The organism is Methylobacterium hispanicum (assembly GCF_022179285.1).
Lineage (GTDB): Bacteria > Pseudomonadota > Alphaproteobacteria > Rhizobiales > Beijerinckiaceae > Methylobacterium > Methylobacterium hispanicum.
Map to the genome: position 1 here is coordinate 276,350 of NZ_BPQO01000002.1, position 14,567 is coordinate 290,916.

14 protein-coding genes are annotated in these 14,567 nt (G+C 71.6%); 10 read left to right on the forward strand and 4 right to left on the reverse strand.

Annotated features, from left to right (window positions below):
* Positions 1-227: 227 nt before the first annotated feature.
* Positions 228-1,322, reverse strand: a complete 1,095-nt coding sequence (locus tag MFF56_RS03380) for a PAS domain-containing protein (protein ID WP_238229458.1) — start codon at positions 1,320-1,322, stop codon at positions 228-230.
* Positions 1,323-1,594: 272 nt separating this feature from the next.
* Between MFF56_RS03380 and MFF56_RS03385 the strand changes: the two genes are divergently transcribed.
* The 6 genes from MFF56_RS03385 (at position 1,595) to MFF56_RS03410 (ending at position 9,681) form a co-directional block, all read left to right on the forward strand.
* A complete protein-coding gene (locus MFF56_RS03385) occupies positions 1,595-4,156 on the forward strand; it encodes an HWE histidine kinase domain-containing protein (RefSeq protein ID WP_238229459.1) in 2,562 nt (853 codons plus the stop codon).
* A gap of 25 nt (positions 4,157-4,181) precedes the next feature.
* Entirely contained in the window at positions 4,182-4,502 is a 321-nt protein-coding gene (locus MFF56_RS03390) for a hypothetical protein (protein WP_238229460.1), read from the forward strand.
* A 62-nt stretch (positions 4,503-4,564) separates the two neighbouring features.
* Positions 4,565-6,007: a CHASE domain-containing protein gene (locus MFF56_RS03395; protein ID WP_238229461.1), complete on the forward strand. Its 1,443-nt coding sequence runs from the start codon at positions 4,565-4,567 to the stop codon at positions 6,005-6,007.
* A 102-nt stretch (positions 6,008-6,109) separates the two neighbouring features.
* On the forward strand, positions 6,110-8,458 hold the full coding sequence (locus MFF56_RS03400) for an ATP-binding protein (RefSeq protein ID WP_283207401.1): 2,349 nt from the start codon (positions 6,110-6,112) through the stop codon (positions 8,456-8,458).
* A gap of 663 nt (positions 8,459-9,121) precedes the next feature.
* The gene (locus tag MFF56_RS03405; RefSeq protein ID WP_238229463.1) at positions 9,122-9,268 is read left to right on the forward strand and encodes a hypothetical protein; all 147 of its coding nucleotides are present in this window, start codon (positions 9,122-9,124) and stop codon (positions 9,266-9,268) included.
* Between the two features lie 116 nt (positions 9,269-9,384).
* Positions 9,385-9,681 carry a hypothetical protein gene (locus MFF56_RS03410; protein ID WP_238229464.1) on the forward strand — a complete coding sequence of 99 codons (297 nt, stop codon included), beginning with the start codon at positions 9,385-9,387 and terminating at the stop codon, positions 9,679-9,681.
* Here the strand turns inward: MFF56_RS03410 and MFF56_RS03415 are convergent.
* The 3 genes from MFF56_RS03415 to MFF56_RS03425 all read right to left on the reverse strand — a co-directional run bounded on the left by MFF56_RS03415 (position 9,672) and on the right by MFF56_RS03425 (position 11,405).
* Positions 9,672-10,235, reverse strand: a complete 564-nt coding sequence (locus tag MFF56_RS03415) for a hypothetical protein (RefSeq protein ID WP_238229465.1) — start codon at positions 10,233-10,235, stop codon at positions 9,672-9,674. The two genes, MFF56_RS03410 and MFF56_RS03415, sit on opposite strands and share 10 nt — an antisense overlap.
* 61 nt (positions 10,236-10,296) lie before the next feature.
* The gene (locus MFF56_RS03420) at positions 10,297-10,440 is read right to left on the reverse strand and encodes a hypothetical protein (protein WP_238229466.1); all 144 of its coding nucleotides are present in this window, start codon (positions 10,438-10,440) and stop codon (positions 10,297-10,299) included.
* 2 nt (positions 10,441-10,442) lie between these two features.
* Positions 10,443-11,405 carry a hypothetical protein gene (locus tag MFF56_RS03425; protein ID WP_238229467.1) on the reverse strand — a complete coding sequence of 321 codons (963 nt, stop codon included), beginning with the start codon at positions 11,403-11,405 and terminating at the stop codon, positions 10,443-10,445.
* 269 nt (positions 11,406-11,674) lie between these two features.
* Between MFF56_RS03425 and MFF56_RS03430 the strand changes: the two genes are divergently transcribed.
* From MFF56_RS03430 to MFF56_RS03445, 4 genes are all read left to right on the forward strand, one after another.
* Entirely contained in the window at positions 11,675-11,902 is a 228-nt protein-coding gene (locus MFF56_RS03430; RefSeq protein WP_238229468.1) for a transcriptional regulator, read from the forward strand.
* Between the two features lie 276 nt (positions 11,903-12,178).
* A complete protein-coding gene (locus MFF56_RS03435; RefSeq protein ID WP_238229469.1) occupies positions 12,179-13,375 on the forward strand; it encodes a hypothetical protein in 1,197 nt (398 codons plus the stop codon).
* Between the two features lie 5 nt (positions 13,376-13,380).
* A complete protein-coding gene (locus MFF56_RS03440) occupies positions 13,381-14,193 on the forward strand; it encodes an HIRAN domain-containing protein (protein ID WP_238229470.1) in 813 nt (270 codons plus the stop codon).
* A gap of 12 nt (positions 14,194-14,205) precedes the next feature.
* Entirely contained in the window at positions 14,206-14,433 is a 228-nt protein-coding gene (locus MFF56_RS03445) for a hypothetical protein (RefSeq protein ID WP_238229471.1), read from the forward strand.
* Positions 14,434-14,567 lie beyond the last annotated feature (134 nt).

The window sequence follows — 14,567 nt, forward strand, 5'->3', positions numbered from 1 at the left end:
GGTTTGCGGAGGCTCGTCACGCGGCGGCACTCCGCCGATCAGTCGGTAGGGTGCTCGCCCGCGTGTTTCATGGCTGCGTCTCCTGGGGGATGGTGAACCTGTCCCCGTCCGGATGCCCGCGCAAGGCCCGCGCGCGGGGACCCACGGTTGGCGGGGAACGTCCTCCCGCCGCGTCGTCCCGGACATCTTGCGAAGGGGCGACATCGGCGCGGGACGCCTGTCCTTCGTCAGCGGCGAGCGTTCCGCGCCGGGCGGATGCCGGGCATCGCGTCGGGCTCGAAGGTGAACTCGATGCCACCTGTCTCCAGCGCCGCCCGTATGGCCGCGAGGTTGTCCGGGCGCGGGACGTTCGGCCGTGTGTCGGTTTCTAGCCGCTGGATCGTCGAGGCTGAGACGCCCGAGCGTCGCGCCAGCTCGCCGGCGGACCAGTTGAGCATACTGCGGGCGCCGCGCACCTGGGCGGCGGTGATCTCCCGGTCGGAATTGTCGGTCGCAGGCGCCACGGGGGACGGCGCGGGCGGCGTGGCCGGAAGGTAGCGGTTGCGGCCGGGCACGGTCAGGCAGACCCCGACCCATTCGCGGATCTCGCCGTCGGGGTCGAGGATGGGGATGCCGCGGGCGTTGTACCAGCGGTAGACGCCGTCCGCGCACAGGACGCGGTAATCCGTGTTATAGGACGCCTGGTGCGCGACGGCCGTGGCCCAGGCGGCCTCGACCCGGCCGCGGTCGTCCGGATGGATGGCGTCGATCCAGCCCCGCCCCTGCACGTCCTCGTGCGACTGCCCCGTCAGCGTGAGCCACTGGGGCATGTCGAGGGCCTGGCCGTCCGGGCTGACCGTCCAGACCACCGCCGCGGTGGCCTCGATCAGGGCGGCGAGGCGGGCCTGGCCGGTAAGGTCCGAGCGCTGGTTCATGTGGCGCAGCGTGACGTCGCGCGCGATGCCGACGGCGCCGAAGGCCGCGGTCCCGTCGAAGCGCGGGTTGGCCGCCCGCAACTCGATCCAGGCGCAGGACCCGTCGCCGCGGGGGGAGCGCACCTCGCACTCCGCCGAAAGACCGTTGCGGAGGGACGCCTCCATCTCGCGGAACGACGTCCGGTCCCCGGGATGGACCGCGGAGGCGAGATCCTCCCAAGCATGGTCGCGCCCGTCGGCGAGGCCGAAGAGCGCGTTGAAGGCGGACGACCCCCGCACCCGGTGCCCGTCCGGACCCAGCACCCAGACGCCGACCCAACCGGCGTCCTCGACGAGCGACGCCACCTCGCAGGGTGGCCAGCCCGGGCGCTGGCGGTTCTCCCTGGACGCCCCGTTCCTGGCGGTCATCGTCCCGTCTCCCTTCACGGGAGCCATCGCGGCTTCTCCTCGAATACGCCGTGACGGATTTTTACTCACGAACGCAGCGGATTGCAAGCCTGGGACAGGGCCTTGGGTTGGTAAAATTTACCCACTTGCGGGCATTATGGTGTCGATATAGTCATATCGCTGTCATGAGGGTAGCTACTCCGCCGCCAAGTGAGCATCGTAACGCAAATTACGTCAAACATGAGCGCCGGACGGGCCGTGCCGTCCGTGAACTCTCAGCGAGGACGGACCCCATGGCCGAACGGAACGTCGCGGTTGAACACTGCCCTCCCCGTATCGACGTGTCGGCCTGCGACCGCGAGCCGATCCATGCCCTGGGCTCGGTCCAGCCCTTCGGCTTCCTGCTCGCCCTGTCGAGCGACTGGATCGTCTCCCACGCGTCCGGGAGCCTGGAGGACCATGTCGGGCGGTCCCCCGTCGATGTGCTCGGCATGCCGGCCAACGAGATCCTGGGCGTCGAGGCGCTCCACGTCCTGCGCGGCAGGCTCCAGACCCTTCGCGGACCCGACCAGGTCGAGCGCGTCTTCGGTCTCGACCTCCTCGGCGGCGGGGTGCGGTTCGACATCGCCCTGCACCGCGGTGGCGAGGGCTTCCTGGTCGAGGCGGAGCCGCACATCGCTGAGGAACTCGATACGGGCGAGCTCGTGCGCACCCTGTTCGCCCGCCTCCAGCGGACCGACGGCATCGACGCCTACCATCGCGAGGCGGTCCGGCAGATGCGCGTGTTGACCGGCTTCGACCGCGCCATGGTGTACCGCTTCGCGGAGGACGGCTCGGGGGAGGTCGTCGCCGAGTCGGCGCGGGCGGGCCTGGAGAGCTACCTCGGGCTGCGCTACCCGGCCTCGGACATCCCGCAGCAGGCGCGCCGGCTCTACGAGCGCAATCCCATCCGCCTCATCGCCGACGTGGACGCCGAGGTCTCGCCCGTGCATCCGACGCTCGACCCGCACGGGCGCCCCCTGGATCTCTCGCTCGCCGCCCTGCGGGCCGTCTCGCCCGTCCACATCGAGTACCTCAGGAACATGGGCGTGGCGGCGTCGATGTCGGTGTCGATCCTGCGCGACGGCAGGCTGTGGGGGCTGCTCGCCTGCCACCATGGCGAGCCGCGCCACCTGTCGATGGCGCGGCGTTCCGCGTCCGAGCTGTTCGGCCAGATGTACTCGTGGGCCCTGGAGGGACGGGAGCGGGAGGCCGAGCGCGCCGCCGACGCGCGTGCGCGCGACCTGCACAACCGGCTCATGGGCGCCATCGCCTCGCGCGACGCGTCCGTCGCCGACTTCGAGGATTATCTCGGCGAGATGAGGGGGGTCGTGGCGTGCGACGGCATCGCCCTGTGCGTCGAGGGGCGCGTGGCCTGCGAGGGCGTCACGCCCGACGTGCGGGACCTGCCCGGCCTGACGCGCTTCCTCAACCGCACGGCGACGAGCCGGGTCTACGCCACGCACGCCTTGGGCGGAGCCTACGAGCCGGCGGCGGCCTTCGCCGACCGGGCCTCCGGCATCCTCGCCATCCCGGTCTCCCGCGAGCCGCGGGACTACCTGCTGTTCTTCCGGCGCGAGGTCGCGCGGACCGTGACCTGGGCGGGCAAGCCGGAGAAGGTGCTGACCCTGTCCGACGACGGTTGGCGCCTGTCGCCGCGCAAGAGCTTCGCCGCCTGGGAGGAAAGGGTGCGCGGGACCGCCACGCCCTGGGGCGCGTCCGACCTGCGCGTCGCCGAGGCGCTCCGGGTGACGCTGCTCGAAGTCGTGCTGCGCCTGACCGACAGCTCGGAGAAGGAGCGGAGGTCGGCGCAGGAGCGGCAGGAGGTGCTGATCGCGGAACTGAACCACCGCGTCCGCAACATCCTCAACCTCATCCGCGGCGTGGTCGGCCAGAGCAGGGGGCAGGCGACGACGGCGGAGGAGTTCGCCGCGGTGGTCGGGGGACGCATCCAGGCGCTTGCCCGGGCGCACGACCAGATCACCGCGATGAACTGGACGCCGGGCTCGCTCAGGGACCTGATCAGGCTCGAAGCGGAGGCCTACCTCTCCGACAAGGCCTGCCGCGTACATGTCGCCGGGGAGGACGTCCTCCTCGAACCCCAGGCGATGTCGACGATGGCGCTGGTCATCCACGAGATGACGACGAACTCGGCCAAGTACGGCGCGCTGGCCGACAGCCGGGGGCGGGTCGACGTGTCCCTGGCGCGGACGGGTGACGGGGCCCTCGTCATGGACTGGGCCGAGGCCGGGGGCCCGCCGGTCCGGCCCCCGACGCGGCGCGGCTTCGGCAGCGTCATCGTCGAGCGTTCGGTTCCCTACGAGCTCAAGGGCGAGGCGGGAATCCGCTACGAGCCCGGCGGCGTCGAGGCGCGCTTCGTCGTGCCCGCGGCGTTCGTCCATGAGGCGCCGGCCGCGCTGGCCGTGCCGGAGGCGGCCAACGCCAACGAGGACATCGAGGCGGCGGGCCTCGTCCTGCGCGGAACCGTCCTGTTGGTCGAGGACAACATGATCATCGCCCTCGAAGGCGAGGAGATGCTGCTCGGTCTCGGCGCGCGGGCGGTGGAGACGGCGGCCTCGGTGCGGGACGCCCTGCGCATCGTCGAGACACGCGATCCCGATTTCGCGCTGCTCGACATGAACCTCGGAACGGAGACGAGCCTGCCCGTCGCGGAACGGCTCCGGGAACGCGGGACGCCGTTCGCGTTCGCCACCGGCTACGGCGAGCAGCTTCGCCTCCCGGACGGGCTGCGCCACGTCCCCGTGGTGCGGAAACCCTACGACGCCCAGGCGCTGCGGCGCGCCTTCGGCCACTGAAAGCCCGGCCCGGCAACCGACCGGGATGTCGAACCTCGCGATGGAGCGGACGGGGATGTGGACCCGCAAGGACATCCGGCAGGTGACCGGGGAGTGCGAGACGTTCGGCGGTCGCGGTCACGCAGCGCTGACGGCGAAGGGGACTGTGCTGATCCTCTGCCCCCACTGTTCCCAGTTCAACGCACGCAAGCCGGCGCGCCCGGCCACGTGCATGTGGTGCGGGTTCGAGGCGATCGCCGAGCAGGCCGCGAAGCCTGGCCCGATCTTCCCGGACCCGACCCGCGCCAGGGCCACGCCGCGGGAGCGGCATCCGGGTATCTGGGGCCTCAGGGCGACCGGAGGGTGATCAGGGGGATCGGCGGACGCGAGTTGCCGAGCGTCGGTGTGTGCGGGTCGGGGGGAGCGGGGATGCATCGGAACGGGACGGGCGCGGGCGAGCCGGAGGGAACGCCCGCCCGCGGGCAATGGCCGGCCTTCGACCGAGCCGTGAAATGTCCCGCCCCCTGCGTCGCCGCGTTGTCGGTGCTGGTCTTCGGGCTGCTCGCCGCGCTCGGGGCGGCCCAGTGGGCGGAGGTATGGAACGCGCGCACCAAGGGCGAGCGATTCGAGGCGGCGGCGAGCCGGGTGGCCTCGCTCATCGAGAGGCGCATGGCTCTTTACGAGTACGGTACCCGCGGAGCCCGTGGCGCCGTGATCGTCGCGGGCGAGGACGCCATCACACGCGAGAGCTTCGGCCGCTACTCCCGGACACGCGACGTCGACACGGAATTTCCGGGGGCGAGAGGCTTCGGGCTGATCCGGCGCGTACCAGCCGCGAGCCAGGAGGCGTTTTCGGAGGCGGCGAGACGGGACGGCGCGCCGGACTTCCGCATCCGGCAGCTCCGGCCGCATGACGGCGAGCGCTACGTCATCCAGTACATCGAGCCCATGTCGCGCAACCGCGAGGCCGTCGGCCTCGACGTCGCCTCGGAGGAGGACCGGCGCGCGGGCGCGCTGCAGGCCATGGAGAGCGGCCGCGCGACGCTGACGGCGCCCATCACCCTCGTCCAGGCCTCAGGGATGAAGGAACGCGGCTTCCTGCTGTTCCTGCCGGTCACGCGTCCCGGTGCACCCGCCGGCACCGCGGAGGAGCGCCGGTCGGCGACGTGGGGATGGACCTACGCGCCGCTCGTCATCGACGAGGTGCTCGCGGGCGTGGACCTCGATTCCCCCGCCCTCGACGTCGGCATCCGCGACATGGAGGCGACAGCCACGCGCTTCTACGGGGACCGCGAGGGGGCCGGGACCCCGACGGACGGGCTCACCGCCACCCGGCGGCTCTCGATCCACGGACGGACTTGGCTCGTCGACGTGGCGGCCCGTCCCGCCTTCGTCGCAGGGCTGAACCTCGTCCGCCCGGCGACCGTGGCCGCCATCGTCGGCACGGGCACGCTGCTGCTCGCGGGCCTCGTCTACCTGCGCCTGGCCGGTCGGCGCCGCGAGGTGCTGGCGGCGGTCGAGAAGGGACGGCTGGCGGCCATCGTCGAGAACGCGGACGACGCCATCGTCGGCAAGTCCCCCGACGGCGTCGTCACCGACTGGAACCCGGGTGCGGAGCGGCTGTTCGGCCGTCCCGCCGCCGAGGCCATCGGCAGGAAGGCGGAGGACCTCATCGTCCCCGGGCACCTCCGGGAACAGGAGCGCGACGTCCTCCTGCGCATCCGCCGGGGCGAGGCCGTGCCGACCTTCACGACCCTCAGGATGCGCAAGGACGGCACGGTCTTCCCGGTGCAGGTGACCGCCTCCCCGATCCGTGCGCCCGACGGCACGGTGGCCGGCGTGGCGGCGGTCATGCGCGACGTTTCCGAGTAGGCGGCCGCGGAGGAGCGCATCCGCGAGGCCAACGCCTCGCTCGAACGGCAGGTCGCGGAACGGACCGAGGCGCTCCGGGCCGGCTCGGCGCTGCAGAAGGCCATCCTCGCCAACGCCGGTTACGCCGTCATCGCCACCGACATGCAGGGCATCGTGACCTTGTTCAACCCCGCCGCCGAGCGGATGCTGGGCTACGACGCCGACGAACTGGTCGGCCGGTCGACGCCCGCCGTCTTCCACGACCCGGCCGAGGTCGAACGGCGTGCCGTGAGCCTTTCACGAGAACTCGGACGGGTCGTGCGGCCCGGCTTCGAGGTGTTCGTCGCCAAGGCGCGCTCGGGCCGGTCCGATCCGAGGGAATGGACCTACGTCACCAAGGGCGGCGAGCGGCTGCCGGTGCTGCTCAACGTCAGTCTCCTGCGCGCCGACGACGGGCAGGAACTCGGCTTCCTTGGCATCGCCCTGGACCTGAGCGAGCGCTACCGCCACGAGGCCGAGATGAAGGCGGCCCAGGCCGGCACCTGGAACTACGAGGTCGCGACGGGCCGGGTCCTGTTCTCGTCCGAGTGCGCCCGCCAGCACGGCCTGCCGGAACGCGAGACTGAGCTCGACGTCGAGGCCGAGTGGAAGCCGCTCGCCCACCGCGACGACGTGCCCCGCGTGCTGGCCGACCTCGCGGGCGCCGTCGAGACCGGCGGCGGCTACACCACCGAGTTCCGGGTGCCGCTGGCCGACGGCGGCATGCGCTGGATCACCGCCATCGGCCGGGTCGAGGCGGACGCCGAGGGGCGGACGGCCCGGGTGATCGGCCTGACGCTGGATACCACCGCCCGCAAGGTGGCCGAGATCGCGCTGTCCGAGGCCAAGGCGGTGGCCGAGGCGGCGCGGGCGGAGGCCGAGCGGGCTAACCGGGCCAAGACCGACTTCCTGGCCTCGATGAGCCACGAGATCCGCACGCCGCTCAACGCGGTCATCGGCTTCACCGACCTGATGCTGGCCTCGGGCCGGCTCGATCCGGGCAACCGCCGTCAGGCTGAGCTCGTCCGATCCTCGGGCAATGCGCTCCTGACGGTCGTCAACGACATCCTCGATTTCTCCAAGGTCGAGGCCGGGGCCATCGAGTTGGTCGAGGCGTCGTTCCCGCTGCTCGCCCTCATCGACAACTGCGTCTCTATCGTCCGAGGCCCGGCCGACGCCAAGGGCCTGGAGCTCCGGCTTCGGATGGACCCGGCCTTGCCGCGCTGGCTCAAGGGCGACGAGAACCGCCTGCGGCAGGTTCTGTTCAACCTGCTCAACAACGCGGTGAAGTTCACGGCGGCGGGGTCGGTCACGCTCGACGTGGCGCCGGAGGAAGGTAGCTCGGGCGCCGACCGCCTTCGCTTCCGGGTCATCGACACCGGCATCGGCATCCCGAAGGACCGGCAGAACCGGCTGTTCCAGCGCTTCAGCCAAGTGGACGACTCGATCCAGCGCGATTTTGGCGGCACCGGGCTTGGCCTAGCCATCTGCCGGCATCTCGTCGAACTCATGGGCGGCGAGATCGGCGTCTCCTCGGTCGACGGCGGCGGCTCGACCTTCTGGTTCACCGTGCGCATGCCACGGGCCTCCGCGCCGGCCGAGGTGGCTGCGCCGGTCCTCGCCGCGGCGCCCCGCCGGACGGGACGCCTGCTGCTGGTCGACGATTCCGCAATCAATCGGGAGCTCGCCCTGGCGGTGCTCGGTGCGGCCGGGCACGTGGTCGAGACGGTGGGGGACGGGCAGGCGGCCGTCGACGCGGTTCGGGATCGAGCCTTCGACCTGGTGCTGATGGACGTGCAGATGCCCGGCATGGACGGGATGACCGCGACCCGCCGCATCCGGGCGCTCCCCGAACCGGTGTCGCGGCTGCCCGTGATCGCCATGACGGCAAACGTGCTGCCGGAGCAGGTCGCGGCCTTCCGCGCGGCAGGGATGGACGACCACGTCGGCAAGCCGTTCGACCGGGGGGTGCTCTATGCGACCGTGGACCGGTGGCTTCCGCGGGAGGCGGCGTTCTCCGAGGTGCCCGCCCAGGCGTCGCCTCCCGTCGCGTTCGACGAGGACGCATACCGCGAGGTGCGTCGGTTCCTGTCGCCGACCCGACTCCGCGAGGTCCTGGACATTCTCGTTCGGGAGCTCGACACGAGCTTCGTGGGGGACGCGGCTGTGGGGGAGGTTCGCTCCATGCTTCGCCATCGCGCCCACTCGCTGGCCTCCGCGGCGGGCATGATCGGCTTCCGCGAGTTGGCGACCGCCTGTCACGCGCTGGAGGCGTTCGGGGAGGCGCAAGTGTCGTCCGAGGGGGTTCCCGCGTTCGACGCGGTCCTGGGCAAGGTGCGCCATCTGGCCGACCTTTCGGCGAGGGCGACCGAACGCATGCTGGCGGACGTAGAGGCCCCGGTCGGTCCCAAGCTATCGTACGGCCTTCGATGAGGCAGCCGTCCCCGTCGTGGTCGCGGCGTTTGGGTCGATGTATCGACGGTGGATTCTCAACATCGAAGGAAGCGGCATCCGTGACGCGCTACGTCGGGACACCTTTCCTTAACCGTGTTCGCCGCAGCCTGACGGCTTCCGGAAGGTGCGGGCGATGGCGCAGAGCAACGGGGACCCGGCGCGGGCCCAGGCCCCGCGGCGGTGGGAGGTGTTCCGCGCGGCGGACCAGCTCCGGGCCGAGGGTAAGGAGCGAGTCCCCGCGGGCAACGTGTGGGCGCGGATCAGCGGAACGCCGGCGTGGCCGGCACCAACAAGCTGGTCAGCGGCCATCTGTCGGACTGAGCCTTGAAATGCGCCTACACCCCCGAGGGCTGCAATCGACTTGGAATGGTTAGTCGTGGCGATCAAGACATCTTGATATCCTGACCGCTCCGGGGAGGTCCGCTTCTTCGCTCGGAGCAGACGCCTCATCCGGCCAGCCGCTAGATCTTCAAAGGGTCAGGAGTTCGCGCGCCACGACGCCGATGCCGGCCGGCGCGCCGCGGCGGAGATGGAGCGGGCTACCGCCGCGCAGATCGCGGCGGCGTTCACGGCACCCCCATCGACCTGTGGCGGAGGGTGAAGGGACCGGTCCCCTCCGCCAAGCCATGCAGGATGACGGGCATGAACTCCCAGAGGGTCCGGACGCAGCTTCGCGCCGGGGACATCGAGGGCTGGGGCCTTGATAGACTGCTCGCCGTCGCGGCGAGCCTCGGTCTGCGGGCCGAGATCAGGTTAGTGGCTATCGGGGCGCCGCCCGAGGCGGCGTAAGAGGCTGCCGTCCTACCGGACCAAAGAGACCGTTCAGTATATCGGCGACAACTAATTGAAAGCTCGAAACATCCATGCGATCAATGCGTTAGACTGCATTGTCCATGGTGCGCGCTATGTCTGCTGGTTCAGTTCTCTCCCACTTCGACGGCATGTTCCAGGGCTTCGCCGGTGGACTGGGGAGCGCCCTCGCGCAGGGACGCGCCGCGCGGGCTGAGGCCGACGCGGCGGACCGGCAGGCTGCCCGGACGCTGGACCGCGTGGCAACCGTCGCGCGGGGGATGGCGCGCGACAGGCAGGAGATCCACGCCCTGCGGGAGGAGAACGACCGCCTCCGGGACGAGCTCGCTGCGATGCGGGCGCGCGCAGTCCGCGCCGAGGCCGTGGCCATCCGGGACCGGCGTCAGCCGTAGGCGAGACGCGGGCCGGCGTAGGCGAGGGCGGCGGGCTCCGGCTCGGCGACGCGAGGGGCCGGGGGCGTCGGTAGCAGGCTGGCCTGGTGCTGCCGGATCGTCGGGCAGAGGGACAGCCCCGGGATCGGCCATGTGCCCAGCATGTGCTCGCCGGCCTGGCGCGGCGTCAGCATCCGGAGGCGTCCGAGGTCCGCGTCGTCCAGGCCCCGCAGCCAGGCGAGCGCCGCCTCGTCCAAGGTGCGCAGGTCCGGCTCGGGCTCGCCGGCCTTGCGGGCGACGGCGTACGCCAGGGCGACGGCCCCCCACTCCGATGCGGGACAGACCGGGGCCGGCTCCGGCGCGGTGACCGCCGGCGCTGGCGCGGGCAGGCTCGCCTCCGCCAGGGCGTCGAGGGCCTCGTCCGCCGCGACGGCCGCCGCGGGAGCACGGGAGCGCGGCGCGGCGACCGACTCGGCGATCCATCGACCGGCCCGCCAGACCAGGCGGACGGTCGTCCGGACGGCTTCGGCCATGGCGGCCAGGATAACGGCGAGCATGATGGCGAGGCGGCGCATGGGATGGTCTCCAGTGTGACGAGGGGATGGTGCTGCGCGGCTCCGCATTGCACCAGGGCAGTCAGGCGGCCTGTCGCCGAGCCGCCCGGTAGGCGCTGAGGGCCGCGTGCCCCTCGGGCGTCTCGCCGGGACGGCCCTCCCACCTGGCGGGGTCGAGCAGGTCCAGTAGGGATAGCTGGCGGGGATCGGGACGGCGGCGGGCCATCGTCACGCCTCCGTCCCGAAGACAGCCCGCCGGAAATCCGGCGGTAGCTGCCGCCGGTGTCGGTGGACCGCCGCGAGGGCATGGCTCGCCTCGACGACGCTTAGGGTCTCCAGGCCCGCGAGGACGTGGCCGAGCCTGGAGTGCGACTGCCCCCATCCGGAGCGGTTGCGGACGCTGGCTTGATCCTCGTCGAGGGCAGTAAGCACCCTTACGGCGGCGTGGACGGCCTCGCGCACGGCGGGGTCGTCGGCGCGGGTGAGCCAGTCCTGATCGGGATGCTCCGCCGCCCGGGCGCGCGTCGCAGCGATGCCGGCCTCGACCTCCGCGACCAGGTCGCGGGCGAGGCGTGCCGCTCCGCTCCGGGGCACGCCGCCGGCACCGGGCGCCTCCGCCAGCAGGGCTTCCGCGACCTGTCGCTTCCGCGTGCCCCACGCCCACAGTTGCGTGTCGAGCGATTCGCGGAGGGCGGCGAGGTCGGCTCGGCGGGCCTCTCCATTGAGAGCCGCGTCGAGATCGGCGTTCCGGAGTGCCTGCGCGGCCTCGGCGGCCAGACGCTCATCGTCTTCCGCCAGTGCCTCGTCGGCGGCGGCGAGAGCGTAGTCCATCGCCGCTTCCGGAGCGGCGGGGTCCTCCCAGCACACCGGCTGCATGACGCCGTTGTCGGATTCGGCCGTGCCCCAACTGAAGCCGACGTCTCGGAGGGTCTCGCGGGCAAGCTTGTACGCGCGCCCGTACCGAACGTCGTCGCCCTCGCCGAGCCAAAGGACGCGCGGGCCGCGTCCGGTCAGAACAGCGCGGTGTCGGCGCCACGTCAGGCCGAGGGCGGCCACCGGCAGGGCCGCCCCGATGGGCGCGGGAACCGAGGCAGCGGGCTCGGGAGCACCCCGGGAAGCGGCGACGGCGGCGAGCAGCACGGGGGCGACGACCCCGGCGGCGGCGATGACGAGGATGAGGAGGGAGAGCACGGCGACAAATCCTGTTCGTCGTTGGCAACTCCGGACAGCATCCCCCTAGCCCCGAAATACGTCAAGTATTGATGGGCGCCTTCAGGCCAAGAATAAAGCTTTGAAATCCGAAGGATCGGCCTTGGCGATTTTTGGTAGAAAGTAACAAAAATAAAAGCGTGCTGCCCCTATGGACAAACGCACATCGAATCGTGCCGTGTTGCCTACAGGCGACGCGTCGCGTCGCCGAGGGCAGTCGGACTGCTTAGGCCATAAGGATGATAACTTCGATGGGACCGAAGGTGACCCCAGGTGAAGTGCGCGATCTGCTGCGACGGCGCATTGAGGAGGCCGGCTCCACCAGAGCCGCCTCCCGCGCGCTCGGCGTTTCCGCCGCGTACCTTATTGACGTGCGCCACGGGCGCCGCGCCGCGGGCGACCGCCTCTTGTCCGGGCTCGGTCTGGAGCGCGTCGTCGTCCCCGTCGAGCCGGCGGAGGGCGCGGCCCATGTCGCGTAACCCGTTCTTGGACGACGAGGGCATCCGGGACCTTCCGGATTTCCTTCGCTACCTGGAGGCGGACATCCGCCTCGCTGCAAGCCCGTCTTTCAACCGCCGCGCCGCCCGCCCACCGGTCGAGCCACTCCCGCCGGAAGCGCCCCCGGTCGCGCCGGTCGACGCGCGCCCCATCGCGCAGGTCCGCACCGTCCCGCCGCCGGCGCCCTGTCCCGCTCCGCGGCGCCCGGTGCGCATGCCTGACGCCGATCCCCGCCAGCCCGCTCAGAGGAGGATGCTGTGAGCGACGTCTACTCCATCGACGCTGCGGTCTACGCGATGCCGGCGCCTGGCGCGGTCGCGCGCCGCATCGATTCGCACGGGTTCGAGGCGGCGTCCGCGCGTTGGCACTGGCTGGGTCAGCGCACGATCAACTCGCTCGCGCAGCGTGGACGCGCCCAGGCCGGTGACGTCGCTCCCCGGCGCACCGGCGGCCGCCGCATGTCCTGTTCGGAGATCGACGCCGCCGTCGCCGTCGAGGCGGGACACGTCCTCGTAAACGCCGTGCGCGGCATCCGCGCGCCCGGCGCCACCGTCGCCGCGCAGGTCGTCTACGGGCGTCGCGGCCTGACGCCGCCAAAGATCTCCCCGTCCGAGCGCGGCGTCGCCTCGGCGCTCGCGATCCGCGCCCGGCGCGGCGACGTCGAGGCGGCCGAGGCCTGGGACGCTCGCCTCGCCCATGAACGGGCGGTCGGCGCCGTCATCCGTGCCGCGCTGGCCCTGGTCCCGGCGCAGCCCTCTACCGGCCGCTACCGCCTCCCGCCGCAGGACGACCGCCTCGCCGAGGCGCTTCAGGGCCTCGACCCGGACGCGATCAGCGCCGTCTTCCCCGACCTGCCCCTTATCCCTTCCGAACCGGAGCCCGACGTGACCCCGACACCTGCCGCCGAAACCACCCTCGCCGCCACCGAAGCCGCGTCGCCCGCATCCCGCGGCCGCCTGCCCGACGTCGAGATGCTGCGCGACCTGCACGCCAAAGGCCTGTCCTGCGCCGACGTCGCCGGCCGCTACGGTGTCACCGCGACGGCTGTTCATTCGCGGTGGGCGCGGCTCGGCCTGGACACGCGGGGCCGCTGCGGCGGCATCCCGTCCCGGACGCCGGCAACCGCCCCGCTGGCGGAGACGGAAAGCGCCGCGTCGCCCTCGGAAACGGAGGCGCCGGCTTGGACGCCCGGGACGGACTACGCCGACGTCACGGTTGTCCCCGGCCGCCCTGGGGAGCGCCTGTCCGTCGAGGATCTCGCGCTCGCAGTCGACCTGATGCGGGCACGATCGATGACGCCCGACGCCGCCATCGCCGTCGTCCGGGCCGAGGTAGCATCTTCCCAAGCGGCTGCGACCAAGACCACTTTCAACGGCATGCGCAAGAGCGCGATCCGCAGTTGGTTCTCCGCGCTCGCGGACGACCGTTCCCTGCCGTCGCTCGACCAGGAGTAAGCGAAATGGCCGAGATCCCCGCCGTCGCCCTGATCGAGAATAGCGACGCCGCCGAGGAGGCCGACCGTCTCCGAAACGGAGAGCCGTGGCACATGTCCTCCGTCGCCGGGCTGCAGGTCTACGACTACGGCACCGAAGGGCTCGACGAGCAGCCGGTACGCCCGCGAGAAGGCGACCGGCTGCATCTTATCCGGGCACCGGAAAACCCGTACGACGAAAACGCAATCGAGGTGTGGTGGAAGAACAGCATCCGCCTCGGGCGCGTCCCTCGCGACCTCGCGGCCCAACTCGCATGGAGGCTCGACGAAGGGCAGGTGCTCCGGGCCTACGTGGCGAACGGTGGCGACGGGTCGGCATGGTCCGCCCGCGCGCTTTTCGTCGGCGAGGCCGTCCGGCACATCTACGAGCGCCGGCGCGACCGTGAGATTGCGAACGGGGTGGACGCGCACTGGTATGCCGAGCGTTGCGACGAGGAGCGTCGGCGACGCGTCGGGCAGGATCACGGTCGGCAGTTCGAGCTTCGTATCCACGCCGTTCGGGAAGCCCGCATGGCCCAGGCCGTCGCGGTGTTCCGCCGGGCCATCACTGCCGACATGACCGAGGTCGAGGCGCGGATGCCGGCGGCCGGCGAAAAGCACGAGTTGATCATGCTGGAGAGCGCGGTCGGCTGCTCGCGCTCGACGGGGAAGCGCCTCGCGGCCCGGGCCGGCGCGCCAGTTAGGGTGGCCCGGCCCGGCTGCTACTCGGACGGCTCCTACGTCAACGTAACGCCCGCCCTCCGGACCGCGCTCGCGGAATGGGCCGCCCGCCACAACTGAGAGAAACACCTCATGCTCACGCTTAAGGACGTCGCCGCCGCGCTCGGGGGCAGCACCCGGCGGCCTCGGGGCTGGCTCCTCCTAGGAGCGCCCCACACCGGTCAGGGCCGGGACGTCCGCTTCGACCGGAACGCTCTCGTCGCATGGTGCGAGGAGGGCGCCGAGGGCTCCCGGGCCGCCGGCGACATCGAGACCTTCGCCCGGTGGCGTGGCTACGCCGACCAACTCCGGTCGGCCTGAGCCGGGACCGGGCGGGGAACGCTCGTTAACCTTGCGGCCTGTTTCAGCTGGCGCAACGACCCCCATTACGCGATTCTGGTCCCCATGCCGACTTACGAGCTAATCGTCGAAAAGATCTCTGTCCTCGAAGGCCT